Source organism: Streptomyces sp. MJM8645 (genome assembly GCF_001625365.1).
Classification (GTDB): Bacteria; Actinomycetota; Actinomycetes; order Streptomycetales; family Streptomycetaceae; genus Kitasatospora.
In genome coordinates this window covers 2,372,901-2,398,647 of the sequence record NZ_LJJF01000001.1, presented here as the reverse complement: position 1 = coordinate 2,398,647, position 25,747 = coordinate 2,372,901, and the positions used below count along the sequence as shown (strand labels likewise).

28 protein-coding genes are annotated in these 25,747 nt (G+C 71.7%); 15 read left to right on the top strand and 13 right to left on the bottom strand.

What is annotated here, in order from left to right:
- Positions 1–157: 157 nt before the first annotated feature.
- From A6F73_RS10275 to era, 8 genes are all read left to right on the top strand, one after another.
- Positions 158–1,174, top strand: a complete 1,017-nt coding sequence (locus A6F73_RS10275; protein ID WP_244293611.1) for a PhoH family protein — start codon at positions 158–160, stop codon at positions 1,172–1,174.
- Between the two features lie 14 nt (positions 1,175–1,188).
- Positions 1,189–1,683, top strand: coding sequence for an rRNA maturation RNase YbeY (ybeY, locus tag A6F73_RS10270; RefSeq protein ID WP_063347517.1), 495 nt, complete (start codon positions 1,189–1,191; stop codon positions 1,681–1,683).
- Positions 1,684–1,702: 19 nt separating this feature from the next.
- Complete coding sequence (locus A6F73_RS10265; protein WP_063347516.1) at positions 1,703–3,028, top strand: hemolysin family protein; 1,326 nt, start codon at positions 1,703–1,705, stop codon at positions 3,026–3,028.
- A 33-nt stretch (positions 3,029–3,061) separates the two neighbouring features.
- Complete coding sequence (locus A6F73_RS10260; protein ID WP_063351092.1) at positions 3,062–3,298, top strand: hypothetical protein; 237 nt, start codon at positions 3,062–3,064, stop codon at positions 3,296–3,298.
- 18 nt (positions 3,299–3,316) lie between these two features.
- Entirely contained in the window at positions 3,317–3,862 is a 546-nt protein-coding gene (locus tag A6F73_RS10255; protein ID WP_063347515.1) for a DUF4383 domain-containing protein, read from the top strand.
- A 31-nt stretch (positions 3,863–3,893) separates the two neighbouring features.
- Positions 3,894–4,247 (top strand): hypothetical protein, encoded by a 354-nt coding sequence (locus tag A6F73_RS10250; RefSeq protein ID WP_063351091.1) that lies wholly within the window; start codon positions 3,894–3,896, stop codon positions 4,245–4,247.
- Between the two features lie 152 nt (positions 4,248–4,399).
- The gene (locus tag A6F73_RS41380) at positions 4,400–4,558 is read left to right on the top strand and encodes a hypothetical protein (RefSeq protein WP_159398424.1); all 159 of its coding nucleotides are present in this window, start codon (positions 4,400–4,402) and stop codon (positions 4,556–4,558) included.
- A gap of 59 nt (positions 4,559–4,617) precedes the next feature.
- Positions 4,618–5,547 carry a GTPase Era gene (gene era / locus A6F73_RS10245; protein ID WP_063347514.1) on the top strand — a complete coding sequence of 310 codons (930 nt, stop codon included), beginning with the start codon at positions 4,618–4,620 and terminating at the stop codon, positions 5,545–5,547.
- A 76-nt stretch (positions 5,548–5,623) separates the two neighbouring features.
- Here era and A6F73_RS10240 read toward each other — a convergent pair whose 3' ends face one another.
- Complete coding sequence (locus A6F73_RS10240; RefSeq protein ID WP_063351090.1) at positions 5,624–5,890, bottom strand: protealysin inhibitor emfourin; 267 nt, start codon at positions 5,888–5,890, stop codon at positions 5,624–5,626.
- A gap of 148 nt (positions 5,891–6,038) precedes the next feature.
- Positions 6,039–7,061 (bottom strand): M4 family metallopeptidase, encoded by a 1,023-nt coding sequence (locus A6F73_RS10235; RefSeq protein WP_063347513.1) that lies wholly within the window; start codon positions 7,059–7,061, stop codon positions 6,039–6,041.
- Positions 7,062–7,391: 330 nt separating this feature from the next.
- Here A6F73_RS10235 and leuA point away from each other — a divergent pair, with 330 nt between their 5' ends.
- The 4 genes from leuA (at position 7,392) to A6F73_RS10215 (ending at position 11,912) form a co-directional block, all read left to right on the top strand.
- On the top strand, positions 7,392–9,188 hold the full coding sequence (gene leuA, locus A6F73_RS10230; protein WP_063347512.1) for a 2-isopropylmalate synthase: 1,797 nt from the start codon (positions 7,392–7,394) through the stop codon (positions 9,186–9,188).
- Between the two features lie 360 nt (positions 9,189–9,548).
- Complete coding sequence (locus tag A6F73_RS10225) at positions 9,549–10,091, top strand: TerB family tellurite resistance protein (RefSeq protein ID WP_244293348.1); 543 nt, start codon at positions 9,549–9,551, stop codon at positions 10,089–10,091.
- A 230-nt stretch (positions 10,092–10,321) separates the two neighbouring features.
- Entirely contained in the window at positions 10,322–11,068 is a 747-nt protein-coding gene (gene recO, locus A6F73_RS10220) for a DNA repair protein RecO (protein ID WP_063347510.1), read from the top strand.
- A 4-nt stretch (positions 11,069–11,072) separates the two neighbouring features.
- Positions 11,073–11,912, top strand: coding sequence for an isoprenyl transferase (locus A6F73_RS10215; protein ID WP_063347509.1), 840 nt, complete (start codon positions 11,073–11,075; stop codon positions 11,910–11,912).
- A 78-nt stretch (positions 11,913–11,990) separates the two neighbouring features.
- On the opposite strand, the gene A6F73_RS10210 is transcribed toward A6F73_RS10215, so the two are convergent.
- The 4 genes from A6F73_RS10210 to A6F73_RS10195 are packed head-to-tail and all read right to left on the bottom strand — an operon-like array spanning position 11,991 to position 15,201.
- On the bottom strand, positions 11,991–12,401 hold the full coding sequence (locus A6F73_RS10210) for a Fur family transcriptional regulator (protein ID WP_063347508.1): 411 nt from the start codon (positions 12,399–12,401) through the stop codon (positions 11,991–11,993).
- 35 nt (positions 12,402–12,436) lie between these two features.
- Complete coding sequence (locus tag A6F73_RS10205) at positions 12,437–13,432, bottom strand: metal ABC transporter permease (RefSeq protein ID WP_208869069.1); 996 nt, start codon at positions 13,430–13,432, stop codon at positions 12,437–12,439.
- Positions 13,429–14,193: a metal ABC transporter ATP-binding protein gene (locus tag A6F73_RS10200; RefSeq protein ID WP_063347507.1), complete on the bottom strand. Its 765-nt coding sequence runs from the start codon at positions 14,191–14,193 to the stop codon at positions 13,429–13,431. The genes A6F73_RS10205 and A6F73_RS10200 overlap by 4 nt, the downstream gene beginning before the upstream one ends.
- Positions 14,194–14,208: 15 nt before the next feature.
- Positions 14,209–15,201: a metal ABC transporter substrate-binding protein gene (locus A6F73_RS10195; RefSeq protein WP_244293347.1), complete on the bottom strand. Its 993-nt coding sequence runs from the start codon at positions 15,199–15,201 to the stop codon at positions 14,209–14,211.
- 191 nt (positions 15,202–15,392) lie between these two features.
- Between A6F73_RS10195 and A6F73_RS10190 the strand changes: the two genes are divergently transcribed.
- Positions 15,393–16,775, top strand: a complete 1,383-nt coding sequence (locus A6F73_RS10190; protein WP_063347506.1) for a glycine--tRNA ligase — start codon at positions 15,393–15,395, stop codon at positions 16,773–16,775.
- A gap of 82 nt (positions 16,776–16,857) precedes the next feature.
- Here A6F73_RS10190 and A6F73_RS10185 read toward each other — a convergent pair whose 3' ends face one another.
- From A6F73_RS10185 to A6F73_RS10160, 6 genes are all read right to left on the bottom strand, one after another.
- The gene (locus tag A6F73_RS10185; protein WP_159398423.1) at positions 16,858–17,937 is read right to left on the bottom strand and encodes a hypothetical protein; all 1,080 of its coding nucleotides are present in this window, start codon (positions 17,935–17,937) and stop codon (positions 16,858–16,860) included.
- Positions 17,938–18,005: 68 nt separating this feature from the next.
- On the bottom strand, positions 18,006–19,115 hold the full coding sequence (locus tag A6F73_RS10180) for a hypothetical protein (RefSeq protein ID WP_063347504.1): 1,110 nt from the start codon (positions 19,113–19,115) through the stop codon (positions 18,006–18,008).
- Positions 19,112–19,681 carry an NADAR family protein gene (locus tag A6F73_RS10175; protein ID WP_063351088.1) on the bottom strand — a complete coding sequence of 190 codons (570 nt, stop codon included), beginning with the start codon at positions 19,679–19,681 and terminating at the stop codon, positions 19,112–19,114. Before A6F73_RS10175 ends, A6F73_RS10180 begins: the two co-directional genes overlap by 4 nt.
- Before the next feature lie 68 nt (positions 19,682–19,749).
- Positions 19,750–20,451 carry a hypothetical protein gene (locus tag A6F73_RS10170; protein WP_063347503.1) on the bottom strand — a complete coding sequence of 234 codons (702 nt, stop codon included), beginning with the start codon at positions 20,449–20,451 and terminating at the stop codon, positions 19,750–19,752.
- A gap of 107 nt (positions 20,452–20,558) precedes the next feature.
- A complete protein-coding gene (locus tag A6F73_RS10165) occupies positions 20,559–21,632 on the bottom strand; it encodes a hypothetical protein (RefSeq protein ID WP_063347502.1) in 1,074 nt (357 codons plus the stop codon).
- A 121-nt stretch (positions 21,633–21,753) separates the two neighbouring features.
- Positions 21,754–21,987: a hypothetical protein gene (locus tag A6F73_RS10160; protein WP_063347501.1), complete on the bottom strand. Its 234-nt coding sequence runs from the start codon at positions 21,985–21,987 to the stop codon at positions 21,754–21,756.
- A gap of 206 nt (positions 21,988–22,193) precedes the next feature.
- Between A6F73_RS10160 and A6F73_RS10155 the strand changes: the two genes are divergently transcribed.
- Positions 22,194–23,132: a phosphatidylinositol-specific phospholipase C gene (locus tag A6F73_RS10155; protein WP_063347500.1), complete on the top strand. Its 939-nt coding sequence runs from the start codon at positions 22,194–22,196 to the stop codon at positions 23,130–23,132.
- Positions 23,133–23,260: 128 nt separating this feature from the next.
- Here the strand turns inward: A6F73_RS10155 and A6F73_RS10150 are convergent, their stop codons facing one another.
- Positions 23,261–24,619, bottom strand: a complete 1,359-nt coding sequence (locus tag A6F73_RS10150) for an MFS transporter (RefSeq protein ID WP_244293610.1) — start codon at positions 24,617–24,619, stop codon at positions 23,261–23,263.
- A gap of 213 nt (positions 24,620–24,832) precedes the next feature.
- Here A6F73_RS10150 and A6F73_RS10145 point away from each other — a divergent pair, with 213 nt between their 5' ends.
- Complete coding sequence (locus A6F73_RS10145) at positions 24,833–25,744, top strand: helix-turn-helix transcriptional regulator (protein ID WP_063347498.1); 912 nt, start codon at positions 24,833–24,835, stop codon at positions 25,742–25,744.
- The last annotated feature ends 3 nt before the right edge of the window (positions 25,745–25,747 follow it).

The following is a 25,747-nucleotide window of genomic DNA, read 5'->3' as shown; positions in this document are numbered from 1 at the left end:
AGACCGATCGGCACACGACACCACGGATGGGATGAGGCAGGCCCAGCGCCGACCTATGAGTGACACATCGCAGACCCGTACGAACGGACAGTCGCGCCCCGAACCGGCCGACGACGGTCGCGTCAGCGCCCGGATCGTCATCCCCGAGAAGCACCCGATGGTCACCCTGCTCGGCACGGCGGACTCGCTGCTGCGCGTGATCGAGCAGGGCTTCCCCGCCGCCGACATCCACGTCCGCGGCAACGAGGTGACCGCCACCGGAGCGCGCGCCGAGGTCGCCCTCGTGCAGCGGCTCTTCACCGAGATGATGCTGGTGCTGCGCACCGGCCAGCCCTTGACGGAGGATTCCGTGGAGCGCTCCATCGCCATGCTCCGCGGTGCCGCGGAGGACCCGGACAGCCCGGCGCCGTCCAAGGTGTTCACCGCGAACATCCTGTCCAACCGGGGCCGCACGATCCGCCCCAAGACCCTCAACCAGCAGCGCTACGTCGAGGCGATCGACAAGCACACGATCGTCTTCGGCCTCGGCCCGGCCGGCACCGGCAAGACCTACCTCGCGATGGCCAAGGCCGTCCAGGCCCTCCAGGCCAAGGAGGTCAACCGGATCATCCTGACCCGCCCGGCCGTCGAGGCGGGGGAGCGGCTGGGCTTCCTGCCCGGCACCCTCTACGAGAAGATCGACCCGTACCTGCGCCCGCTGTACGACGCGCTGCACGACATGATGGACCCGGACTCCATCCCGCGCCTGATGGCGGCCGGCACCATCGAGGTCGCGCCGCTGGCCTACATGCGCGGCCGCACCCTCAACGACGCCTTCATCATCCTGGACGAGGCCCAGAACACCTCGCCCGAGCAGATGAAGATGTTCCTCACCCGCCTCGGTTTCAACTCCCGGGTGGTCGTCACCGGCGACACCAGCCAGATCGACCTCCCGGGCGGCACCCGCAGCGGCCTCAAGGTCGTCCAGGACATCCTGGCCGACGTGCCCGACATCCACTTCTCCGTCCTCACCAGCACCGACGTGGTCCGCCACAAGCTGGTCGGCCGGATCGTGGACGCCTACGAACGCTGGGACGCCAAGCAGGAGGCCGAGGAGAACCCCTCGCCCGCCCGCAAGCCGGCCCAGCGGCGCGGCTCCCGCGCACCCCGTCAGTCCCATCGCACCGAAAGCTGAGTACGCAGCCCGTCATGTCGATCGACATCGCCAACGAGTCCGGTTGGGACGCCGATGAGGAAGCCATCCTCGACGTCGCCCGCTTCGCCCTGGACAAGATGCGGATCCACCCGCAGTCCGAACTGTCCGTGATCCTGGTGGACGGAGCGGCGATGGAGGAGCTGCACATCCAGTGGATGGACCTCCCCGGCCCCACCGACGTGATGTCCTTCCCCATGGACGAGCTGCGCCCCGGCAAGGAGGGCGAGGAGCTGCCGCAGGGCCTGCTCGGCGACATCGTGCTCTGCCCGGAGGTCGCCGAGCAGCAGGGCAAGGCGGCCCCCTCCAAGCACTCGATGGACGAGGAGCTCCAACTGCTCACCGTCCACGGGGTGCTGCACGTCCTCGGGTACGACCACGAGGAGCCCGAGGAGGAGGAGGAGATGTTCGCCCTCCAGAAGCGCATCCTGGACGACTGGCGGGCGGGCCGGGGCCTCGGTGGTCTCTCCCCGGCCCCCACCACCCACTGAGCGCGGAGCCCGAACCCCTGTGAGTGGTGAAAGTACGAGCTTCATCCTCGGTGCCGTGCTCCTGGTCGTCCTCGGCTGGCTGGCCGCGTGCGCCGAGGCGGGCATCTCCCGGGTCTCCCGGTTCCGGGCGGAGGAGGCCGTGCGGGCCGGGCGGCGCGGCTCGGCCCGGCTGCTGACCGTCGCCTCCGACCCGATCCGCTACCTCAACCTGGCGACCCTGATCCGGGTGGCCAGCGAGATGGCGGCGGCCGTCCTGGTCACCGTGGTGTGCGTGCGCAACGTGGAGCCGATCTGGCAGGCCGTGCTGCTGGCGTTCGGCGTGATGGTGCTGGTGTCCTTCGTCGCGGTGGGGGTCTCGCCGCGCACGATCGGGCGCCAGCACCCGCTCACCACCGCGACCGCCGCCTCCTTCGTGCTGCTGCCGCTGGCCGCGGTGCTCGGCCCGATCCCGCGGCTGCTGATCCTGCTCGGCAACGCGCTGACCCCGGGCAAGGGCTACCGGGAGGGGCCGTTCGCCTCCGAGGCCGAACTGCGGGCACTGGTCGACCTCGCCGAGAAGGACGACCTGATCGAGGACGAGGAGCGCCGGATGGTGCACTCGGTCTTCGAGCTGGGCGACACCATCGTCCGCGAGGTGATGGTGCCGCGCACCGACCTGGTGATGATCGAGCGGCACAAGACCGTCCGGCAGGCGCTCACCCTGGCGCTGCGCTCGGGCTTCTCGCGGATCCCCGTGGTCGGGGACAGCGAGGACGACGTGGTCGGCATCGTCTACCTGAAGGACCTGGTCCGGCGTACCCACATCAACCGGGAGGCGGAGTCCGAGGAGGTCGGCGCGGTGATGCGCCCGGCCGTCTTCGTGCCGGACTCCAAGCCGGCCGGCGACCTGCTGCGCGAGATGCAGCAGCGCCGCTCGCACGTGGCGATCGTGATCGACGAGTACGGCGGCACGGCCGGCCTGGTCACCATCGAGGACGTCCTGGAGGAGATCGTCGGCGAGATCACCGACGAGTACGACCGGGAGATCGCGCCGGTGGAGGACCTCGGCGACGGCTCGTACCGGATCACCGCCCGGCTGCTGGTGGAGGACCTGGGCGAGCTCTTCGGCATCGAGCTGGAGGACGAGGACGTCGAGACCGTCGGCGGCCTGCTGGCCAAGCACCTCGGCCGGGTGCCGATCCCCGGCTCGGCCTGCGAGATCCCGCTGCCCGAGCCCGCCGGCACCGGGCTGACCGGCATCCTGCTGACCGCCGAGTCCTCGGCCGGGCGCCGCAACCGGATCGGCTCGATGGTCGCGACCCCGGTCCGCAAGGCCGCGGAGGCCGGGGCGGAGCCCGGCGAGTAGCGGTCGCGCCCCGGCGGAGCGACCATGGACAGCATGACGCATCAACTTCGCGCGGAGTACGGCCCGCAGGGTGCGACCGGCGGGGTCAAGGTCTGGCACGTGGTGCGCGACGGCGACCCCGCGACGGCGCTCTGCGGCCGCAGCCTGGCCGACGACGCCGAGACGAGGCCCGAGCAGGAGTGGGGCACCGGGCTGCGCTGCTGCCAGCAGTGCGGTTCGCTCTACATGCACGAGGTGCCGCACATGCAGGGGAGCCATCCCTACAGCTAGGCCGTGGTGGAGGTCGCCATGAAGCTGCAAGACGAACTGCCCGTGAACAGCCGGCTCGCCACGGTGTGGCGGATCGGGGCGGGGCTCGGGGGGATCTTCCTGATCGTGTTCGGGTGCCTGGGGCTGGCCGATCACCCGGGCTTCCTCGCCACCCACGGTGACCGGATCACCGGGCTGTCGACCAACGGGGCGCTGAGCATCCTGTCCATCGTGGCGGGCGCGATCCTGGTGGCGGGGGCGGTGGTCGGCGGCAACTTCGCGTCCAACCTGAACATGGTGGTCGGCGTGCTGTTCGTCCTGTCCGGCTTCTACGGCCTGGCGGTGCTCGGGCGGCCGGACGCCAACATCCTGAACTTCCGGATGTCGAACGTGCTGTTCGCCTTCATCTTCGGGGTGATCCTGACGACCTTCGGGATGTATGGCCGGGTGAGCAGTCACCTGCCGCACGACAACCCGTTCTGGCGCGAGCGCACGGAGCACGAGACGGCGCGGCCGTCCGGGCCGAAGACCTTCGTCAAGGTCCTCAACCCGAACCCCGGTCCGACCCACCCGGTCGGCCACTGAGCGGCCGCGGGGGCCGCCTATGCTCGGCGGCATGAGTGACATCGTCGAGCTCGACCCCGAAGACAAGAAGATCATCACCCTGGCCCGCTCGGCCCGCGCCCGCAACGGCGTCGCCGAGGGGGCCGCGGTGCGTGACGAGACCGGCCGGACGTACGTGGCCGGGACGGTCGCGCTGGAGTCGCTGCGGCTGAGCGCGCTGCAGACGGCGGTGGCGATGGCGGTGGCCAGCGGTGCGAAGTCGCTGGAGGCGGCGGCCGTGGTGAGCGAGGCGGAGCAGCCGGCCGAGGCCGACCTGGCGGCCGTCCGGGACCTCGGCGGGGCCGGGACGCCCGTGTTGCTGGCCGGTGTGGACGGGACGCTGCGGGTGGCGGCCGAGGCCCGCTGAGGGCTGCTTGAGGCCCGCCGGGGCCTGCTCAGGGCCCGCTGCGGCCTGCCGCGGCGGGCGATGGCGGGCGATGGCGGCGGCCTGGCGAACACCTGCCCGAACCGAGCGGATAGTCTCACCGGGGGAGTGAACTCGGTGAGGGGGCTGGGCACATGGGGGCGGTGGCGTTCTTCGCCGGGCTGCTGCTGTTCGTGATGGGGATGGGCAAGTGGCAGGAGACCGGCTCGCCGTACTGGCTCTGGGGTTCGGTCGCCTTCCTGGTCCTGTTGGTGGTGATGTCGGTGGTTTCGCGGGGCGGTCGCAAGGGCTGATCGGGCGGTGCGGGCGGGCCCGGGCAGCGCGACTCCGGTGATCAGGGAGAATGGAGCACATGAGTGCCCCTTCCTCCTCGTACCGCTCCGGCTTCGCGTGCTTCGTCGGCCGACCCAACGCGGGCAAGTCGACCCTGACCAACGCTCTGGTGGGGACGAAGGTCGCGATCACCTCCGACCGCCCGCAGACCACCCGGCACACCGTGCGCGGCATCGTGCACCGCCCGGACTCCCAGCTCGTCCTGGTCGACACCCCCGGCCTGCACAAGCCGCGCACCCTGCTCGGCGAGCGCCTCAACGACCTGGTCCGCAGCACCTGGGCCGAGGTCGACGTGATCGGCTTCTGCCTGCCCGCCGACCAGAAGCTCGGCCCCGGCGACAAGTTCATTGCCAAGGAACTCGCCGAGGTCAAGAAGACCCCCAAGGTCGCCATCGTCACCAAGACCGACCTGGTCGACTCCAAGCGGCTCGCCGAGCAGCTGATCGCCATCCACCAGCTCGGTGAGGAACTGGGCATCGAGTGGGCCGAGATCATCCCGGTCTCGGCCGTCGGCGACAAGCAGGTGGAACTGGTCGGCGACCTGATCACCAAGCTGCTGCCGGAGGGCATGCCGCTCTACCCGGACGGCGACCTCACCGACGAGCCCGAGCAGATCATGGTCGCGGAGCTGATCCGCGAGGCCGCCCTGGAGGGCGTCCGGGACGAGCTGCCGCACTCGCTGGCCGTCGTGGTCGAGGAGATGCTCCCGCGCGAGGGCCGCCCGGCGGACCGCCCGCTGCTGGACATCCACGCCAACGTCTACATCGAGCGGCAGAGCCAGAAGGCGATCGTCATCGGCGCCAAGGGCGCGCGGCTCAAGCACGTCGGCACCACCGCCCGCAAACACATCGAGGCGCTGCTCGGCACGCCGGTCTTCCTGGACCTGCACGTCAAGGTGGCCAAGGACTGGCAGCGCGACCCGAAGCAGCTGCGCAAGCTCGGCTTCTGAGCCCCGGCTCCCAGCGAAGGCCCGCCCGGATCTGATCGATCGGGCGGGCCTTCGGCATGTCCGGGGGCCGGTGGGGCTACGCGCCCTCGCGCAGGACCAGCGACACCAGTTCGCGCTGCGAGTCGGTGAGCTTCGGGTCGGCGCAGTAGACCGTCCGGCCGTCGACGGTGATCTCGTAGTGGAAGCCGTCCGGCACCCCGTACGAGGGCGCCCGCAGCCCGCCCGCGACGGCCTCGCGGGCGAGCGCGTGGACGTGCGGGGCGTCCGTGCGGTCGACGGTGTCGAGTTCCGCATGGCGGACGATCCCCGCGAAGCCGCCGGTCCGGGTCACCTGGATACGCATGGTGTCCATGGTGCTACCAGGGGAGGGAGTTTGCCGGTCTTTTCCCGGACCGTGACCTTAAGCCCGGCTCAACCTGGTCTCAATCGGTCCTCGGCCGGGGCCGTCGCCGAGGTCTTCATCGTGGCTGCCGGAGGGGCCGCCGGAGGGTTCAGCCGGGGCTGACGCCCACCTGCGCCCAGGAGGCCGTCACGGTGTCCGCGACCGAGGACTGGTCGGGGTAGCGGGCCTTGGCGGCGGCCACGGTGGCCCGGGCGAAGGCGGTGAAGTCGGCGTCGGCGGCCAGCTGGTGGCCGGTCAGGGCGTCGTACCAGATCCGTCCGGCGCGGTCCCAGGCCTGGCCGCCGAGGGCGGTGGCCAGCAGGTAGAACGCGTGGTTGGGGATGCCGGAGTTGATGTGCACGCCGCCGTTGTCGTCGGTGGTGTCCACGTAGTCCCGCATGTGCGCGGGCTGCGGGTCCTTGCCGAGCCGGGGGTCGTCGTAGGCGGTGCCGGGGGCCTTCATCGAGCGCAGCGCCACGCCCTGGATGCCGGGGGCGAGCAGTCCGGCGCCGATCAGCCAGTCGGCGTGGGCGGCGTCCTGGCGCAGCGCGTACTGCTTGACCAGCGAGCCGAAGACGTCGGAGACCGACTCGTTGAGTGCGCCGGGCTGGTCCTGGTACTGCAGGCCGGCGGTGAACTGGGTGACGCCGTGGGTGAGTTCGTGGCCGATGACGTCGACGCAGGCGGTGAAGTCGCCGAAGATCTCGCCGTCGCCGTCGCCGAAGACCATCTGGTGGCCGTTCCAGAAGGCGTTGTCGTAGTCCTGGCCGTAGTGCACGGTGGCGTCCAGGCGCAGCCCCCGGTTGTCGATCGAGCGGCGGCCGAAGACGGTGGCGTACAGGGCGAAGGTGTCGCCGAGGCCGTCGTAGGCGTGGTTGACGGACTTGTCGGCGACCGGGGCCTGGCCCTCGGTGCGGACGGTCCGGCCGGGCAGCCGCTGGCTGTGGGCGGTGTCGGCGATCAACCGGCTGGGGGTCGGGCCGGTGCTGACGGGCGGGGGAGGGGCGAGGCGGGCCGCGCGGTGCGCGGTGTCGAGCAGGAGGGAGCGGACGGCGGGCTCGTGACCGGCCTCGGCGAGGCGGTCCAGGACGTACGGCGGGACGATCGCGCAGATCGGAACTGCTGCAGTCATGTGGCCCAGGGTGAGGCCTCGATGACCGGTTGTCACCACTCTTGGCGTGACCGGTCGGTGTCTCAAGGGGTGGAACGGTGGCCCGGATCACTTCGGGGGCGCGCGGCCCTGGGTTACGCTGGGGCCATCATGCGCAACGGGCTGCTTCTTCTTAGCTGCCGCGTCGAGGGCCTGTAGTCCACAGGGCCGGCTCCCTCGCCGCGGGGATCGAGCTGTGCGCGTCATCCGGCGATCCAACGGAGGGTCGCGAGCGGCAGCTGCCGGCCAGTCGGTGTTGACCACCCCGACCCGCCCCCGCACCACGCATCACAGGAAGCCGAGAGTCATTCCATGACCGAGCAGAGCTCCGCCGCGCCCATCCCCGCCGGTCGCGCCTTCGTCGACCGTCCCACCCCGATCACCGCCGCGTCCGTGCGCCAGCTGCCCTCCGGCATGCGGTACGGGCGCTACCTGCCGTTCGACACCGTCGACCTGCCGGACCGCACCTGGCCGAGCACGGTGATCACCAAGGCGCCGCGCTGGCTCTCCACCGACCTGCGGGACGGCAACCAGGCGCTGATCGACCCGATGTCCCCGGCCCGCAAGCGCAAGATGTTCGACCTGCTGGTCGCGATGGGCTACAAGGAGATCGAGGTCGGCTTCCCGTCCTCCGGCGCCACCGACCACGCCTTCGTGCGGTCGCTGATCGAGGAGGGGGCGATCCCCGAGGACGTCACCATCTCGGTGCTGACGCAGGCCCGCGAGGAGCTGATCGAGAAGACCGTCGAGTCGCTGGTCGGCGCCCCGCGCGCGACGGTCCACCTGTACAACGCGACGGCGCCGCTGTTCCGCCGGGTGGTGTTCCGCAACGACCGGGCCGCCACCAAGGCGATCGCCACCGACGGCACCCGGCTGGTGATGGAGTACGCCGAGAAGCTGCTGGGCGAGGAGACCGTCTTCGGCTACCAGTACTCGCCGGAGATCTTCGTGGACACCGAGCTGGACTTCGCGCTGGAGGTCTGCGAGGCGGTCATGGACGTCTGGCAGCCGGGCGAGGGCCGCGAGATCATCCTGAACCTGCCGGCCACCATCGAGCGGGCCACCCCGAACGTGCAGGCCGACCAGTTCGAGTGGATGTCGCGCAACCTGTCGCGCCGTGAGTTCGTCTGCCTGTCGGTGCACCCGCACAACGACCGCGGCACCGCCGTCGCCTCCGCCGAACTGGCCTACATGGCGGGCGCGGACCGCATCGAGGGCTGCCTGTTCGGCCAGGGCGAGCGGACGGGCAACGTCGACCTGGTGACCCTGGGCATGAACCTGTTCTCGCAGGGCATCGACCCGCAGATCGACTTCTCCGACATCGACGAGGTGCGCCGCACCGCCGAGTACTGCAACCAGATGGAGGTGCACCCGCGCCACCCGTACGCCGGCGACCTGGTGTACACCTCCTTCTCCGGCTCGCACCAGGACGCCATCAAGAAGGGCTTCGACGCCCTGGAGGCGGACGCGGCGGCGGCGGGCGTCCCGGTGGGGGAGCACACCTGGGGCGTGCCGTACCTGCCGATCGACCCGAAGGACGTCGGCCGCACCTACGAGGCGGTCATCCGGGTCAACAGCCAGTCCGGCAAGGGCGGTGTGGCGTACGTCCTGAAGAACGACCACAAGCTGGACCTGCCGCGCCGGATGCAGATCGAGTTCTCCCGGATCATCCAGGCCAAGACCGACGCCGAGGGCGGCGAGGTCACCCCGGCCGAGATCTGGCGGGTCTTCGAGGACGAGTACCTGCCGACCCCGGACAACCCGTGGGGCCGGATCTCGCTGAGCGGTTCGCGCACCCTGACCACCGAGGACGGCCGGGACGCGCTGATCGCCGGCGCGCTGGTGGACTCGGTACCGGTGACCCTGACCGGTGTCGGCAACGGCCCGGTCTCCGCCTTCACGGACGCGCTGGCCCGGATCGGCCTGGACGTCCGCGTCCTGGACTACGCCGAGCACGCGCTGAGCGAGGGCGGCGACGCCCAGGCCGCCGCGTACGTCGAGTGCGCGGTGGACGGCAAGGTGCTGTGGGGCGTCGGCATCGACGCCAACACCGTGCTGGCCTCGCTGAAGGCGATCATCAGCGCCGTCAACCGGGCACAGCGCGGGTAGTTCGTACGAGTGAGATGTGGCGGGGCCGTCCTCCGGGGCGGCCCTTCGCCGCACCTGGGGCCAGTTGTGTCCTGCGCCACATTTTTTCGGGTCGGAAGCCGTTCGAGGTACTGACACGTGCCGGTAACCATGGCAACATCGATCCACCGGAAAGCCGGGTCGGTGGGACGGCCTCGGTGTCCGGTCGCGTGACCTGCCCATTGTTGTGCAGGCCGTCTGCCATGTCTGGGGAGTGGCGCCGTGACCAGGTTGTGGGGTGTTCGCCCGCGGTGGCGGACTGACGTTCTCGGTGACTTCTTCTGCCCGGGCTGTGGCGGGGACCGCAACTACCGCCGGCAGCACGGCCGGCGGTGGCTGCGGTTGCTGGGGACCCCGGTGGCCCCGCTCGGCCCGGTGATCGGCAGCGTGCAGTGCACCAGCTGCCACGGCCGCTACGGCGTCGAGAGCCTGGAACAGCCCACCTCCGTACGGCTCGGCGCGATGCTGCGGGACGCGCAGTACACCATCGCGCTCGCCCTGCTCGCGGCCGGCGGCACCGCGCACCGCGCGGCCCGCGAGTCGGCCTGCACGGCGGTGCGCGAGGCCGGGTTCGAGGACTGCGGCGAGGCCCAGGTGCTGGCCGCGCTCGCCGCGCTGTCCGGGCTCGGCGGCGAACTCTACGACGCCCACGGGATGGCCGGCGGCCTGGCCGTGGAACTGCACGCGGTGCTCGAACCGCTCGCCCCGCACCTGGCCCACCAGGGCCGGGAGCGGCTGCTGCTGCAGGGCGCGGCGATCGCCCTGTCCGACGGGCGCTACCTGCCGCAGGAGCGCGAGGCGCTGGCCGCGGTCGGGCGCTGTCTGGATCTACCGCAGTCGCGGGTCGGGGCGCTGCTGGAGGCGGCGACCCGGGCTCCGTACTAGACCTTCTCCGCTGCTCCGCAGTAACCGGACATCCTTCGCAGAACCGGGCCCGCTCCGCAGTGCCGGGCCTGCCGCGCAACCCCCGAGCCATCTCCGATCCCCCACAAAACGGGCCCGAAATCCCCCTCCGGGCCCGCCGTGACCCGCACCGCTCGGTCCTCCCCCACGGACCCGGTGCGGGCAACACGGCTGTCGGCGGCCGGGGCGCGCCGTGGGGGAGAATGGTTCCCATGAGTCTTTTCCGGGACGACGGCGTCGTGCTGCGGGCGCAGAAGCTCGGCGAGGCCGATCGGATCATCACCCTGCTGACCCGGCACCACGGCAAGGTGCGGGCGGTGGCGCGTGGGGTGCGCAAGACCAAGTCCAAGTTCGGCGCCCGGCTGGAGCCGTTCTCGCACGTGGACGTGCAGTTCTTCAGCCGGGGGAGTGAGCTGATCGGCCGTGGGTTGCCGCTGTGCACCCAGGTGGAGACGATCGCGCCGTACGGCGGTTCGATCGTCACCGACTACGGCCGCTACACCGCCGGGACGGCGATGCTGGAGACGGCCGAGCGGTTCGCCGAGAACGAGGGCGAACCGGCCGTCCAGCAGTACCTGCTGCTGGTGGGCGCCCTGCGCACGCTGGCGGCCGGGCTGCACGAGTCGCACCTGGTGATGGACGCCTTCCTGCTGCGCTCGCTCGCGGTGAACGGGTACGGCGCGAGCTTCACGGACTGCGCCAAATGCGGGCTGGAGGGGCCGAACCGTTTCTTCTCCCTTCCCGCAGGCGGGGTCCTCTGCCCGGACTGCCGAGTGCCCGGATGTGCCGTACCCTCCCCTGAGACACTGGTACTGCTCGGGGCGCTGCTGTCAGGGGACTGGCAGACGGCCGATTCCTGCGAGCCGAGGTACTGGCGGGAGGGCAGCGGCCTGGTCGCGGCCTATCTGCAGTGGCATTTGGAGCGGGGCATCCGCTCGATGAGATACGTGGAGAAGTGAGCACATGGCAGCGCGACGGCTCTTCGGCGGCGGCAAGCAGAGGGAGTACCTCCCCCCGACCCCGCACCCCAGTGGCGCACAGCCCCCGAAGATTCCCGGCGAGCTGGTCCCCGAACACGTCGCCATCGTGATGGACGGCAACGGCCGCTGGGCCAAGGAGCGCGGACTGCCCCGCACCGAGGGCCACAAGGTCGGCGAGTCCGTCGTGCTGGACGTCCTCAAGGGCGCGATCGAGCTCGGCGTGAAGAACATCTCGCTGTACGCGTTCTCCACCGAGAACTGGAAGCGCTCGCCCGACGAGGTGAAGTTCCTGATGAACTTCAACCGGGACGTCATCCACCGCCGCCGCGACGAGATGGACGCGATGGGCGTGCGGGTCCGCTGGGCGGGCCGGATGCCCAAGCTGTGGAAGAGCGTCGTCCAGGAGCTCCAGGTCGCCGAGGAGCAGACCAAGGACAACGACGCCGTCACGCTCTACATGTGCGTCAACTACGGTGGCCGGGCCGAGCTCGCGGACGCCGCGGCGGCCCTCGCGGCCGATGTCGCCGCCGGGAAGCTGGACCCGAAGAAGGTCAACGAGAAGACCCTCGCCAAGTACATGTACCACCCGGACATGCCGGACGTGGACCTGTTCCTGCGCCCCAGCGGCGAGCAGCGCACCTCCAACTTCCTGCTCTGGCAGTCCGCGTACGCCGAGTTCGTGTTCCAGGACGTGCTCTGGCCGGACTTCGACCGCCGTGACCTGTGGCGCGCCTGCGAGCAGTACGCGAGGCGCGACCGCCGCTTCGGCGGGGCGATCCCGAACGAGGTGCCCGAGGCGCTGGACCTGCCCACCCAGCGCTGACGCGGTACGGCGGCGGTACGGCGAAGGGCCCGTGGGGATCGCTCCCACGGGCCCTTCGCCGTACCGGTGCTCCGCTGGTCAGACCTTCTTGGCGCACTCCGCGCAGGTGCCGAAGATCTCCAGGGTGTGCGCGATGTCGCTGAACCCGTGCTCCGCGGCGACCGCGTTGGCCCAGCGCTCCACCGCCGGGCCCTCCACCTCGACGGTGGCGCCGCAGTGCCGGCACACCAGGTGGTGGTGGTGTCCGCTGCTGCACCGGCGGTAGACGGCCTCGCCGTCGGCGGTGCGCAGCACGTCCACCTCGCCGGCGTCGGCGAGCGACTGGAGGGTGCGGTAGACCGTGGTCAGACCGACGGAGTCCCCGCGGTGCTTGAGCATGTCGTGGAGCTCCTGCGCGCTGCGGAAGTCCTCGATCTCGTCCAGGGCCGCCGAGACGGCGGCACGTTGCCGGGTCGAGCGGGCGCGCGGCGACGGGCCTGCGGTGGTCACCGTGGGTCCTCCTGGGGTGGTGGGCGTCTCGCACCTCATTGTGCCAGCCCCGCACCCCGCTCCGGAGTGATCGCGTCGGAGGAACCGCGGCCCGGGAGTTGCCCCGGGATCTGTCCCGGGATCTGATCCGGGGATTGTCCCGGGGATTGCCCCGGGACGGGTTCCGGCAGGGCGACGTCGCAGACCTTCGGTCCGGGGTCCGCGACGCCCCTGCGGTGGCGCCGCCGGGCGAGCGGCGCGGCGAGCAGGCTGAACACCGCGAACACCGCGATGGCGAGCAGCACGATGGCCGGGCCGGAGGGCACGTTGAGGTGGTAGGAGCCGGTGACGCCGGCCAGCGAGACCACCACGCCGAGCGCGATCGAGGCCGCCTGGGTGGCGGCGAACGACCGGGTGAGCTGCTGGGCGGCGACCACCGGGACCACCATCAGGGCGCTGACCAGCAGCAGCCCGACCACCCGCATCGCGACGGTGACGGTGACGGCGGCCATCACCGCGAGCAGCAGGTTGAGCGTGCGCACCGGCAGGCCGGTGACCCGGGCGAAGTCCTCGTCCTGGCAGATCGCGAAGAGCTGCCGGCGCAGGCCGACGGTGACCGCGACGACCACCGCGCCGAGCACCGCGATGGTGATCAGGTCGGCCGGGGCGACGGTGAGGATGGAGCCCCACAGGTAGCTCTCCAGCGAGCCGGCGCCGGCCTGGGCGGAGAGCGAGACGAGCAGCTTGCCGCAGGCCATGCCGCCGTAGAAGAGCATCGCCAGGGCGATGTCGCCGCGCTGGTTGCCGCGCGAGCGGACCAGTTCCATCGTGACGGCGCCGAGCACGCAGACCAGCACGGCCATCCAGACCGGGCTGGTCTGGAAGATGAAGCCGAGGCCGACGCCGGTCATCGCGACGTGCCCCATGCCGTCGCCCATCAGGGCCTGCCGGCGCTGCACCAGGTAGATGCCGACGGCCGGGGCGGTGATCCCGACCAGGACGGCGGCGAGCAGGGCGCGCTGCATGAAGTCGTAGGAGAGCATCTCGGTCATGCCAGTAGCCTCGGCGGGGTGTGGTCGGCGTGCGGGTGGACGTGGTCGTGGCCGGGCAGCGCGTGCAGTCCGGTGTTGGGCACGGGCGGGCCGTCGTGTGCGACGCAGCCGTCCCGCAGCACCACGGCGCGGTCGATCAGCGGCTCCAGCGGCCCGAGTTCGTGCAGCACGAGGAGGACGGCGGCGCCGCGGGAGACCTCGGCGCGCAGGGTGTCGGCGAGCACCTGCTGGCTGGCGGCGTCCACGCCGGCCATCGGCTCGTCCATGATCAGCAGGTCGGGGGTGCCGACCAGGGCGCGGGCGATCAGCACCCGCTGCTGCTGGCCGCCGGACAGGTCGGCGACGCCGTCCCCGGCGCGTTCCAGCATGCCGACGGCGGCGAGCGCGCGGTCCACCGCCGCGCGGTCCCGGCGGCGGAACGGCAGCAGCCGGTGCTGCGGCAGCCGCCCGGTGGAGACCACTTCGCGCACGGTGGCCGGCACGCCGGAGGCGGCGGTGGTGCGCTGCGGGACGTACCCGATCCGGTGCCAGGCGCGGAAGCCGGCGTACGGGATGCCGAACAGCTCCAGCGTGCCCTGCCCCAGCGGGACGGAGCCGATGACGGCCTTGACGGTGGTGGACTTGCCGGAGCCGTTGGCGCCGAGCAGGGCGACCACCTCGCCGGGCTGGACGGTGAGGTCGACGCCGCGCAGCACCGGCCGACCGCCGCGGGAGGCGACGGCGTCGCGGAGGCGGACGGCCGGGGGTATCGGGTGGGTCATGGTGCTGTCGTCCCGTCAGCTGGTGGGGGTGCCGGTCGCGGTGGGAGTGGTGCCGGTCGCGGCGGGGGTGGCGCCGAGGGCGGTCTGGAGGTTGGCCAGGTTCTGCTTCATGACCGAGAGGTAGTCATCCTTGCCCGGGTCCTTGACGCCCTCCAGCGGGTCCAGCACGGCGGTCTTGAGGCCGAGGTCCTTGGCGACGGTGTCGGCGAGCTTGGGGCTGACCAGGGTCTCGAAGAAGATCGTGGTGACGCCGTTGTCCTTGGCGGCCTTCTGCACGTCGGCGAGGCGGGCCGGGGTGGGCTCGGACTCGGGGTCGACGCCGTTGATGGCGACCTGGGTGAGGCCGTAGTGGTCGGCGAGGTAGCCGAAGGCGGCGTGGCTGGTGACGAAGGTCCTGGACTTGGCGTCCTTCAGGCCGTCCCGGAACTCCTGGTCCAGCGTGGTCAGCCGGCCGACCAGGTCGTCGGTGTTCTTGCGGTAGTCGTCGGCGTGGGCCGGGTCGGCCTTGGCGAACCCGTCGCCGACGCTCTTGGCGATCGCCGCGTAGCGGGTCGGGTCGAGCCAGATGTGCGGGTCGCCGGCCGGGCCGTCGTGCTGGTGGCCGTCGGCCTCGGCGCCCTCGTCGAGGTGGTGGTCGACCAGCGGGCTGGCGGCGGTGGCGTCGATCTTGTACTTGGCCGAGGACTGGCCGACGGCCTGGTCGACGGTGGGCTGCAGGCCCTTGAGGTAGATGATCGCGTCGGACTTCTGGACGGTGGCGACCTGCTTGGCGGTGAGCTCCAGGTCGTGCGGCTCGACGCCGGCCGCGGTGAGGTCGGTGACCGCGACGTGGTCCTTGCCGATCTGCTGGGCCAGGTACTCCATCGGGTAGAAGGAGGCGACGACCTTCAGCTTGCCGTCGGCGCTCTGGGCGCTGCTGCTGCCACCGCAGGCGGTCAGGACGAGGGAGGCGGTGAGGGCGGTGGCGGCGATGGCTATCGAGCTGCGGGTACGTCGTCCGATCATCATGACAATCATTCTCATCTTATCTGGAAATGATTGTCAACTCACTCGGACGGGTGAACGGCAGGTGGCCGTGGCTGGGAGGGGCCGGACGATACCGATTTGAACCCCGTACCCGTATGGCCGGTAACCTGAGGTATTCGGGTACGCGCAACCAGCCGTGCCCTGACCGTGCCGTACGTACTGAAGAGAGCACTGTGGCCGCCGACAAGATCGACACGATCGTCAGCCTGAGCAAGCGCCGTGGCTTCGTCTACCCCTGCAGCGAGATCTACGGCGGCACGCGTGCCGCCTGGGACTACGGGCCGCTGGGCGTCGAACTCAAGGAGAACATCAAGCGCCAGTGGTGGCGCGCGATGGTCCAGGCCCGTGAGGACGTCGTGGGACTCGACTCGTCGGTGATCCTCGCGCGCGAGGTGTGGGAGGCCTCCGGCCACGTCGCCACCTTCAACGACCCGCTGACCGAGTGCCTCTCCTGCCACAAGCGCCACCGGGCCGACCACCTGGAGGAGAAGTACGAGGCCAAGCACGGCTTCCCGCCGCCGAACGGCCTCAAGGACGTCAACTGCCCCGACTGCGGCACCAAGGGCCAGTTCACCGAGCCCAAGGACTTCTCGGGCATGCTGAAGACCCACCTCGGCGTCACCGAGGAGGCCAGCGGCCTGGCCTTCCTGCGGCCTGAGACCGCCCAGGGCATCTTCACCAACTTCAAGGCCGTCCAGACCACGTCGCGCAAGAAGCCGCCGTTCGGCATCGCCCAGACCGGCAAGAGCTTCCGCAACGAGATCACCCCCGGCAACTTCATCTTCCGCACCCGCGAGTTCGAGCAGATGGAGATGGAGTTCTTCGTCAAGCCGGGCGAGGACGAGCAGTGGCACGAGTACTGGCTCCAGCAGCGCTGGGACTGGTACGTCGACCTCGGCCTGCGCACCGAGAACATGCGCTTCTTCGAGCACCCGAAGGAGAAGCTCTCCCACTACGCCAAGCGCACGGTGGACATCGAGTACCGCTTCAACTTCGGCGGCAGCGAGTACTCCGAGCTGGAGGGCGTCGCCAACCGCACCGACTACGACCTGCGGGTGCACAGCGAGGCGTCCGGCCAGGACCTCAAGTACTTCGACCAGGAGAGCGGCGAGCGGTACTTCCCGTACGTCATCGAGCCGGCGGCCGGCCTCAACCGCGCCATGCTGGCCTTCCTGATCGACGCCTACTTCGAGGACGAGGCGCCCAACGCCAAGGGCGTCATGGAGAAGCGCGTCGGCATGCGGCTCGACCCGCGCCTGGCCCCGGTCAAGGTCGCCGTCCTGCCGCTGTCGCGCAACGCCGACCTCTCCCCGAAGGCCCGCGGCCTCGCCGCCGACCTGCGCACCGCGTGGAACGTCGAGTTCGACGACGCCGGCGCCATCGGCAAGCGCTACCGCCGCCAGGACGAGATCGGCACGCCGTTCTGCGTCACCGTCGACTTCGACACCCTTGAGGACAACGCGGTGACCGTCCGCGACCGCGACACCATGTCGCAGGAGCGCGTCTCGCTCGACCAGGTCAAGGCGTACCTGGGTGCGCGACTGATCGGCTGCTGAGCCCGCTCAGCCCTTCTGGAGCCCTCGTTCGCCCCGGTCCGTCCGGGGCGGGCGGGGGCTCCTGCGTGTTCCCGCCCTCTGCTTACCGTCTGCCCCAGCGGGAACGGGGGGCCGCAGCCGGTTCGGTCGGCAGGCCGGCGCTGCGCAGGGCGGCCAGCGTCGTCCGGTGCCGGGCGCCGTCGGCGAGCAGCGCGGCGAGCAGCCGCCCGTACAGCTCCGGGCTGGTGTCCAGCGCGGCCGCCAGCTTGACCAGCTCCACCGGCGGGCGCAGCGCCGCCAGCTCGTACAGCAGGACGGTCGCGAGCTCGGCCGGCAGCTCCGTCGCCAGCGCGGCCAGCTCCGCCGTCGGCCGCCCGGCCGCCTGGCGCAGCAGCGTCCGCACGTCGGCGTGCCGGCCCGTGCGACGGAGGCCGGTCGCCAGCGCCGTCAGCTCCGGCGTCGGCGCCGAACCCCACTCCCACAGCAGCGTCGCGCCGTCCGCGCCCTGCCCGGCCCGCTCCAGCGCGGCCAGCAGGGCGGGCAGTGCCGACGCCGGATAGCCCCAGAACGCGTGGAACAGCTCCGCCGCCTCCTCCGCCAGCCCCAGCTCGCGCAACTCCGCCAGCATCGCCACCGCCTGCTCCGGCGCGCACTGCGCGGCGCTCCTGGCCAGGTGCAGGGACGCGCCCGTCGGGCCGCGCCGGGAGAGCATGCCGACCAGCAGCGCGGCGTCCGCCGGATCGAGGCCGGTGGCCGCCCGGGACAGCAGCTCCGTCGCCTCGGCGAAGGCGCCGGCACGGTGCAGGGCCGCCACCCGCTCGGCGAGGGCGCCGATGTCGGGGCGGGCGGGCCGGGCCTGGGGCGGCGGGGCCTGGGCCGGTTGCGGCTCCGGCGGTCGGCTCCTCAGCCGGTTCTCCAACGCCTCCAGCCGATCGCTCAGTTGGAGGCAGCGGGCGCCCAGGCCCTCGCGCAGCGTGCGCGCCTGCGCCAGTTGCCGCAGCAGGTCCCCGTCCGGCCGCTGGCGGCCCGGCGCGGCCCGGATCGCCTCGTTCAACCGCCGCTCCCGCTGGCTCGCGTAGCGGCTCGCGCGGAGTAACTCGTCCAGTTCCGCCCGGAGTTCGTACGCCTGCTGCTCGCCCTCCGGGTCCTGGCCCGCGGATTGTGCCGTCGGCCGCATGCGCATGATCGCCCCACCCCGTCCATCTCTCCCCTGACTGCGGGACATCCTGGCGTCGCTATATGGCGGGGGAGTTAAGGGAGCACGTCCAGTCGTGCGCGACTGGTGTCAAGGAGCGCGCAGACGGCGGTCGTTGCAAGAAGTGCGCCGGTCGCGCTCCGCAGCAGGGTCGCCTCGTAGTACGAGCCGGGTGCGACCACGGCGACGGCGCAGCCGACGGCCGCCCCGACCAGGGCGGCGGGGATCAGACGGACCGTCCGCACCGCCGGCAGGAGCACCACGAGCCCCGCGACGGCCGCCAGTTCGGGGGTTCCGAAGGAGACGCCGTAGCGGACGGCCAGTGCGGGGACGAAGAACAGGACGAGGGCCCGCCCGAGCGTGCCGGTCAACGCGGTGGTGTGCGGGCCGGCCGGACCGCCGCTCCACGGCACGAACCGGGTGGCGGCCAGGACCGCCAACGCGGCCAGCGCGCCGGCGAGATGGTCGCCGAGTCGGGCCAGGTTGTACAGCAGCGCGGTGTCGTACAGCGTCAGCATCAGCGTGCCGAACGCCCACAGGTCGAGCGTGAACAGCACCGGGCCGCGGGGTGGCCGGGCCCGTTCGCGGGAGGCCAGCCAGACGAGCAGCGGTGGTGTGACGAGCGCGGACACCGTCCGCAGCACGATGTCGTCCACCGTGTACGGATTCCGCAGGTCCCACTCCACCGCGCAGAACGCCACCGTATAGGAGGCGGCGGCGAGCCCGGTCAGCGGCGAGCGCATCGCCCGGACGTAGAGGCCGTGGTCCAGGCGTCGCAGCACGGCGGCGAACGCCAGGAGCACCAGCGGGAGTTCGAGGAACGCCTGGACGCGGAGCACGGTGGGCGCGAGCAGCTCGGGCGCGGGGAAGTGCGCCGCCAGCCAGTCGATCGCCGGGTTGCCGCGCGGCACGTCGAACCACCCGGGCGGCAGGTAGCGGGCGACGAACGCCGTACTCCCGCCCCGCACCCGCTGCACGTACACGGCGAACAGCACCTGGTTCAGATAGACGAGTGCCACGACCAGCGCCAGCGCCACCTCCGGGCCGAAGCGCCCCCCGCGCCCCGGCCGGACCTCGCGCCGCCGCCACGCCCTGGGCGCCAGGGCCAGCGCGGCGGCGGCCGACACCACCACCGTGCCGTCCAGCACCGGGCCGACCGCCCTCATGCGGCGAGCCGTGCCCGCGCCTCCATCAGGGCGAAGCCGAGCAGGTTCAACCCCCGCCACTCGTCGGGCCGTTCCGCGCGGATGTCGTCGGCAGCGAGCCCGATGCCCCAGATCCGGTCCACCGGGCTGGCCTCGACCAGGACGCGGTCGCCGGTGCCCAGCAGGTAGGCGCGCAGCGCCTCGTCCTGCCCGAACTTCGCGACATTCCCCTCGACGACCAGCTCGAACCGGCCGGCCGTCCAGGTCGCGTCGTCGAACCCCCTGACCAGCCGCCCCAGCTTCTTCGCCTCGGCCGGCGTGTGGGCCGCCAGCACCCGCTGCTCGATGGCCTCGTCCCCGAACATCCGGGCCTTGCCCGCCATCATCCAGTGCTCGGCGGACGCGTACGCCACCCCGTCGACGGTGAACTGCCCGGGCCACCACTGGCTCAGGCACTCCCGCCGCGTCCCCCCGCCCTTCCGCTCGGTGTGCCCCCAGAACATCAGCCATTTCGGCCGCACCCCGGCGGCCGTCAGCGCCGCCAGCTCCACCCGGCTACGGACGTCGGCAGGGCTCCCCACGCGCATCTCGCTCATATCGTCATTCTGACGCAAAGGGGGCCGTCGGGCCAGCGGGTTTTCGGTGGCAGGTCGGGTCAGTCGGCGGGCAGTGCGTTCGCCATGTCCCGGAAGCGGGGCGACACCCGCATCATGCCGTCCGAGCCGACGTTGAGGTTCTCGATCCAGCCGTCCCGGTACCAGAAGAGCGACGGGGTCAGCGGGGCCGGGTCGCCGGCCGCGAGCTCCTTCGACAGGTCGATCAGGAAGCGGATGGCGTTCAGCGACAGGCTGGTGCGGATCGGCACCGCGCAGAGTGTGTTGTTCGTCGGCAGGGCGACCAGGGCGCCGTTGGGCAGCTCGATGCCGCCTCCCAGGGCGTTCTCCAGGCGCAGCGCGTGGGCGGCTCCGGGCCAGGCTCCCATGCCGTTGACGGTGTGGATGGTGTCGCCGTTGGACGCGTCGAAGACCTGCCGGTTGAGCTGCTCGGTGGCCAGGTTCGCGAAGGCCCGCTCCCACAGCTCGGCCCGGCTGATGCTCCACTGGTCGGCGGCGTGTTCGGCTATCGACAGGGCCTCGGTCTTGCCGGCCCGCTTGCCGGCGTCCACGCAGAGGACGACCGACAGCTCGTCGTCGATCTGCCGCGCCATCGGATCGGGCCCCAGGCCGCGGCTCCTGGTGATCAGGAGCCGCAGTCGGTCCCGGACCTCGAAGACCGAGATCTTCGCCAGCGCCTGGCACGGGCCGTGCTCGTCGCACAGCGGCCTCGGAAGGTTCTTGCGGCTGCCGAACAGCGGCATGGGTGACTCCCCGGGTGGTTGCGATGGTCGGACTGGGCCACAGCATTCCATCGGTCGGCCTCGCCGTCCCGAGATCACCCCATTCCCGGAGGTGTTCTGTCGATCTGTCAGATGGCGGCGTGCTCCCAGCGGAGGGCGGGGTGGCCGTCGATCCAGTAGTGGGTCGCCCGGTCGGTGATCCGCAGGCGGACGGCGGTGAGGTCGGGGCGTCCGGCCTCCTGCCAGGCGGTGAGGATGCGCTCGACCTCGTCCCACAGGGCGACCGGGCCGCTCTGGTGGACGGTCCAGCCGTAGGTGTCGTCGGCGACCTCGGCGGCGGATCCGGGGGTGGCCAGGTAGTGGATCGACTCCAGGTCCTCCCCGATCGATACGGTGAACTTGGCGCTGGGAAAGGCGAGTTGGGCGAGGATGGCCGGCGTCGGTTCGTTGAGGAGGGTGGGGGAGACGTGCGCCAGCCGCTTCGGTGCGACCGCCTCGGCCCGGGCTGCGAGGCCCCCGACCCGGGCCGTCGGGGGCTCGGGGCGGACGGGAGGGAGGGTGGAACGGTCGATGAACCGGCCGTCGGCGGTGCCGTCGGCGGCGACGGTGACCCTGGCCAGGCCGGCGCCCTCGGGCCAGGTGCCGACCGTGGCCAGGATCGTGCCGCCGGGCTTGGTCCGCTGCACCCAGGCGTAGGGGATGCGGCGCACCGCGTGGGTGGCGATCACCCGGTCGTACGTGACTTTCGGGTCGGCCTCGACGGTGCCGACGTTGCGCTCGCCGAGGAGGTGGCGGAGCAGGGCCGTCGAGTAGCCCGTGCCGGTGCCGATCTCCAACACGGTGTGCCCGTCTTCGGCGCCCAGGGCGTCGATCATGCGGACGGTGGCGGCCGGGGCGGTGGTGGAGGCGGTGGGGAAGCCCCGGACGGGCACGGAGACCTGGTCGGCGGTCAGATGGCCGTTCAGCTGGGTGACCAACGACCGGTTGCTGTAAGCGAGTTCGACCCACTCCGTCGGATCGGCGCCGCGCTCGGTCACCGGCCGCCAGCGGCGCCTGCCGGTGGACACGAACACCCCGGGGCGCAGGAACGGCTCCCGGGGAACGGCCTCCACGGCCGCCCGCAGCGCCGGGCTGCTCAGGGCGCCGCCCGCCTCAAGCCGGTCGGCGAGCGTACGGCGGGCGGCTGCAGTGTCCGGGGTCATGGTTCTCCTTCCTGGGGCGGGCGTGTGCGTCTGTGCTGGATCGCCCTGCTGAGTGCGGAGTTGACCAGCACGGTGACAACGCAGAGTACGAGGAGGAAGGAGGGGTTCGCCAAGGGAGCCCCTAGGAGTAGTGCTTGTGCAGGTCGTCGGTGATCAGCCCGGTGCCGTGGTGGACGGCCAGGCTGGAGTAGGTCCCGCGCAGTTGGGCGGCGTGCGCGGTTCGCTGGTGTTCGATCAGCAGCCCTTCGGTGTCGTCCGAGTGGCCGCTGCGGGCGCGCTCTCGGCGACTCAGGAAGACGGTCGTGCCGATGATGGTGGCCACGAGTGCGACCAGGAACGCGATGACGAAGGTCATGAGGTCTCACCTTTCCCCCGGGCCTGGATCGTCCCATGACGAACCATCTCCACGGAAGGGTCAATTCCACCCGACCCGCCGCACGAAAAGTCGACCAGGCCGACTTCCTGTGCCGCGTGTCACGGGTTTCGGGGCCCGTCCCATCGAGCAGATCCGGGAGGGGGCATGACAATTCCCCCTCCCAGAGGTCGATGTGAGGAGCCCGCATGAGCCCCACCCGTCGTGACGTCCTGCGCTGGGGAGCCGGTGCCGGTGGCGCCCTCCTGGCCGCCGCCGCGTTCAGCCCGGACGCGGCGGCAGCCGCAGCCGCAGCCGTCAGCCCGTCCGCCTGGATGAGCGCCCTGGACGACGCCACGCCGCTGACCGCCCTGACGATCCCCGGCACCCACGACTCCTGCTGCACCGACCCGCTGCACGGCACCGAGTGGTCCCACACCCAGAACTGGGGCCTGCCCGAGCAGCTCCAGCGCGGCATCCGCTTCCTCGACATCCGCTGCAACGGGCTCGCGGGGACGGCCGACGAACTCGGCATCTACCACAGCGACAACTACCAGTACGTCCGCCTCCAGGACGTCCTCGACCAGTGCCGCGCCTTCCTCGCCGCCAACCCGGGCGAGGGCCTCGTCATGCGCGTCAGGAACGAGTACGCGGGCGGGAACCGGCTCGACGACACCGAGTTCCAGCGCCGGATCAACCACTACCTGGACGGCCTCGGCTACCGGGGCCTGTTCTGGACGAACCCCTGGTGGCCCACCCTCGGCCAGGCCCGCGGCCGCGTCGTCCTCGCCGCCGACTTCGCCAACCCCTGGTCCGTCATCCAGTGGTCGAGCGCCACCAACACCTGGTTCGCCACCCAGGACACCTTCCAGGGCATCAGCCTCGCCGCCAAGTCCAAGGCCGTCACCGACTGGTTCGACCGCGCCTTCCTCGACCAGGGCTCCCCGCGGATGTACGTGAACTTCACCAGCTACGCCAACGGCGGCTGGCCCAAGGTCAACGCGGCCGCCATCGTGCCTCCCGTCCGCGACTACCTGAACGCCCGCCGCCAGCAGCCCGCCCACTTCGGCATCGTCCCGATGGACTTCCCCGACTTCCACACCGACGTCCTGCAACTGCTCATCGACAAGAACTTCATCGGCCGCTGACCGGCCCGCTGACCGGCCCGCCGACTCGCCGTTGCTCACGCTCCGCGACGTGCCGGCGGCCCCGCGATCGGGTGTCGATCGCGGGGCCGTCGCCGTCGCTGTGGCCCGTGGCCCGGGGGCCGGGGGGCTCAGCCGATGGAGCGGGGGAGGCGGGTGGTCAGGTACAGGATGACGAAGGAGCCGATGAGCTGAAGGCCCAGGCAGAGGGCGAGGGCGCGGTCCATGCCGAGGCTGGGGGAGAGCGACAGGTAGAGGGTGCCGAGGGTGGCGACGCCGAGGGCGAGGCTGGACTGCTGGCCGGTGGCCAGGACGCCGCTGCCGACGCCGGCCCGGGCGGCGGGCACCTTGGCGAGGACGACGCGGAACAGCGGGGTGCCGATCAGGCCTTGTCCGATGCCGGCGAGGGCGACGCCGGGCGCCATCCGCAGCGGGGAGAAGTGCGACCAGTCGGCGAGGACGGTGACGGCGAGGGTGGCCAGGCCGGCGGCCTGGATGACGGCGCCCGCACTCAGCACCCGGCTGCCGTAGCGGCCGATCAGGCGGGGGCCGGAGAGCGAGGCGGTGAAGTAGCCGACGGCCATCGGGACGAGCGCCCAGCCGGCCGCGACCGGGCCGAGGTGCAGGCCCTGCTGGAGGGCGACGGCGATGACGAACATGAAGCCGCCGAAGCCGGCGAAGTAGGGCAGGGCGATGCCGAGGCCGCGCCGCATCTCGGGGATGCGCAGCAGGGACGGCGGCACCAGCGGGGTGGCGCCGCGCTGCTCCGCCCGGCGTTCGACCAGGACGAAGGCGGCGGCGAGGACGGGGAACAGTGCGAGCAGCACCCAGGACCAGAGCGGCCAGCCGGCGGCGCGGCCCTCCATCAGCGGGACGAGCAGGGCGAGCAGCGAGGCGGTGAGCAGGACGGTGCCGGGCACGTCGACGCGGGCGGCCTGGGTGGCCCGGCTCTCCGGGACGTAGCGGACGGCGAGGACCAGGGCGAGCAGCGCGAACGGCACGTTGAGCAGGAAGACGGAGCGCCAGCCGGTGCCGAACAGGTCGGCGGCGACGAGCATGCCGCCGAGCACCTGCCCGATGACCACGGAGATGCCGCCGACGGCGCCGTAGATGCTGAGGGCGCGGCCGCGCCGGGCGCCGTCGGTGGCGGCGGTGATGGTGCCGAGGACCTGCGGGATCAGCAGCGCGGCCGAGGCGCCCTGGGCGGCGCGGGCGGCGACCAGGGTCCAGGCGCCGGGGGCGAGGCCGCAGGCGAGCGAGGTGAGGGCGAAGGTGGCGGCGCCGACGACGAAGAGCCGGCGGCGGCCGAAGATGTCGCCGAGGCGCCCGCCGAGGACGAGCAGGACGGCGAAGGCGATGCCGTAGCCGGCGGCGACGAGTTCGAGGACGGCGGGCCCGGCGGCCAGGTCGTGGTCGATGGTGGGCAGGGCGACGTTCACGATGAAGAAGTCGAGCATCGGCAGGAAGGCCCCGAGCAGGACGGTGACCAGCCCGGCGGTGCCGAGGGAGGGGACGGCGGTGCGGGCGGCGGCCGCGGTCGCGGTGCCGGGGGTGGTGGCGGCGCGGACCGGGTCGGGGGCGACGGCGAGTTGTTGGGTCACGGGTCCTACGATCCGCCTGGCCGTACCCTGGTACCAGAGTGTGGTTATCCAGGTATAAGAAGTACCTGGCAACAGGCTCCGGGCTGGCGCATGCTAGGAACCATGAGCCTCACCACTCCGGCCGCGCAAGCCCGGTCCGCCTCGGTCGCGCAAGCCCGGACCACGCCGGCGACGCAAGCCCGGACCGCCCCCGACGACGCCCGCCGGCACGACCTGGCGGCCTTCCTGCGCAGCCGCCGCGAGCGGATCGCACCCGACCAGGTGGGCCTGCCCCCGACCGGCCGCCGCCGCACGCCGGGGCTGCGCCGCGAGGAGGTCGCGCAGCTCGCCGCCGTCGGGGTGACCTGGTACACGTGGTTGGAGCAGGGGCGTGACATCCAGGTGTCCACCCAGGTGCTGGACGCGGTCTCCCGCGCCCTGCTGCTGGACCCGAGCGAGCGCGCGCACCTGTTCACGCTGGCCGGCGCGGAGGATCCGGCGCCGGTGAAGGAGTGCCCCTCGGTCACCCCGAGCGTGCGGCTGGTGCTGGAGCAGATGGCGCCGTACCCGGCCGTGGCGGTCAACACCCGCTACGACGTGCTCGCGTACAACGCCCAGTACACCGCGATCGTCGGCGATCTCAGCGAACTTCCGCCCGAGGACCGCAACTTGATTTGGCTGGCGTTCGCCCCCTCGCGGTTCCGCGAGGTGCTGATCGACTACCGGACCGAACGCCTCGGCATGGTGGCCCGCTTCCGCGCCGCGATGGCCGACCACAGCGCGGAGCCCGCCTGGAAGGCACTGCTGGCCCGGCTGCTCAAGACCTCGCCGGACTTCGCGGAGGTCTGGCAGCGGCACGAGGTGATGGGGCCGAGCAACGGGATCAAGCGGTTCCAGGTGCCGGGCGTCGGGCTGCTGCGCTGCGAGTACACCAGCTTCTGGCTCGGCCCCCGACTCGGGACGCGGATGATCACGTACACCCCGCTGGACGAGGACACCCGCGCGCTGATGGACCAGCTGCCCGGCAGCTTCTAGCCC

Excerpts from the sequence above, each read along its gene's own strand:
- A6F73_RS10160 (WP_063347501.1), bottom strand. The coding sequence starts at position 21,987 with ATGACCTTCGTCATCGCGTTCCTGGTCGCACTCGTGGCCACCATCATC.
- A6F73_RS10180 (WP_063347504.1), bottom strand. The coding sequence starts at position 19,115 with ATGAGGGCGGTCGGCCCGGTGCTGGACGGCACGGTGGTGGTGTCGGCC.
- A6F73_RS10145 (WP_063347498.1), top strand. The coding sequence starts at position 24,833 with ATGAGCCTCACCACTCCGGCCGCGCAAGCCCGGTCCGCCTCGGTCGCG.
- A6F73_RS10250 (WP_063351091.1), top strand. The coding sequence starts at position 3,894 with ATGAGTGACATCGTCGAGCTCGACCCCGAAGACAAGAAGATCATCACC.
- ybeY (WP_063347517.1), top strand. The coding sequence starts at position 1,189 with ATGTCGATCGACATCGCCAACGAGTCCGGTTGGGACGCCGATGAGGAA.
- A6F73_RS10170 (WP_063347503.1), bottom strand. The coding sequence starts at position 20,451 with ATGCCGCTGTTCGGCAGCCGCAAGAACCTTCCGAGGCCGCTGTGCGAC.
- A6F73_RS41380 (WP_159398424.1), top strand. The coding sequence starts at position 4,400 with ATGGGGGCGGTGGCGTTCTTCGCCGGGCTGCTGCTGTTCGTGATGGGG.
- A6F73_RS10185 (WP_159398423.1), bottom strand. The coding sequence starts at position 17,937 with ATGCGCATGCGGCCGACGGCACAATCCGCGGGCCAGGACCCGGAGGGC.
- A6F73_RS10240 (WP_063351090.1), bottom strand. The coding sequence starts at position 5,890 with ATGCGTATCCAGGTGACCCGGACCGGCGGCTTCGCGGGGATCGTCCGC.
- A6F73_RS10235 (WP_063347513.1), bottom strand. The coding sequence starts at position 7,061 with ATGACTGCAGCAGTTCCGATCTGCGCGATCGTCCCGCCGTACGTCCTG.
- A6F73_RS10155 (WP_063347500.1), top strand. The coding sequence starts at position 22,194 with ATGAGCCCCACCCGTCGTGACGTCCTGCGCTGGGGAGCCGGTGCCGGT.
- A6F73_RS10195 (WP_244293347.1), bottom strand. The coding sequence starts at position 15,201 with ATGATGATCGGACGACGTACCCGCAGCTCGATAGCCATCGCCGCCACC.
- A6F73_RS10175 (WP_063351088.1), bottom strand. The coding sequence starts at position 19,681 with ATGCGCGTGGGGAGCCCTGCCGACGTCCGTAGCCGGGTGGAGCTGGCG.
- A6F73_RS10200 (WP_063347507.1), bottom strand. The coding sequence starts at position 14,193 with ATGACCCACCCGATACCCCCGGCCGTCCGCCTCCGCGACGCCGTCGCC.
- recO (WP_063347510.1), top strand. The coding sequence starts at position 10,322 with ATGAGTCTTTTCCGGGACGACGGCGTCGTGCTGCGGGCGCAGAAGCTC.
- era (WP_063347514.1), top strand. The coding sequence starts at position 4,618 with ATGAGTGCCCCTTCCTCCTCGTACCGCTCCGGCTTCGCGTGCTTCGTC.
- A6F73_RS10205 (WP_208869069.1), bottom strand. The coding sequence starts at position 13,432 with ATGACCGAGATGCTCTCCTACGACTTCATGCAGCGCGCCCTGCTCGCC.
- A6F73_RS10165 (WP_063347502.1), bottom strand. The coding sequence starts at position 21,632 with ATGACCCCGGACACTGCAGCCGCCCGCCGTACGCTCGCCGACCGGCTT.
- A6F73_RS10215 (WP_063347509.1), top strand. The coding sequence starts at position 11,073 with ATGGCAGCGCGACGGCTCTTCGGCGGCGGCAAGCAGAGGGAGTACCTC.
- A6F73_RS10260 (WP_063351092.1), top strand. The coding sequence starts at position 3,062 with ATGACGCATCAACTTCGCGCGGAGTACGGCCCGCAGGGTGCGACCGGC.
- A6F73_RS10255 (WP_063347515.1), top strand. The coding sequence starts at position 3,317 with ATGAAGCTGCAAGACGAACTGCCCGTGAACAGCCGGCTCGCCACGGTG.
- A6F73_RS10275 (WP_244293611.1), top strand. The coding sequence starts at position 158 with ATGGTCACCCTGCTCGGCACGGCGGACTCGCTGCTGCGCGTGATCGAG.
- leuA (WP_063347512.1), top strand. The coding sequence starts at position 7,392 with ATGACCGAGCAGAGCTCCGCCGCGCCCATCCCCGCCGGTCGCGCCTTC.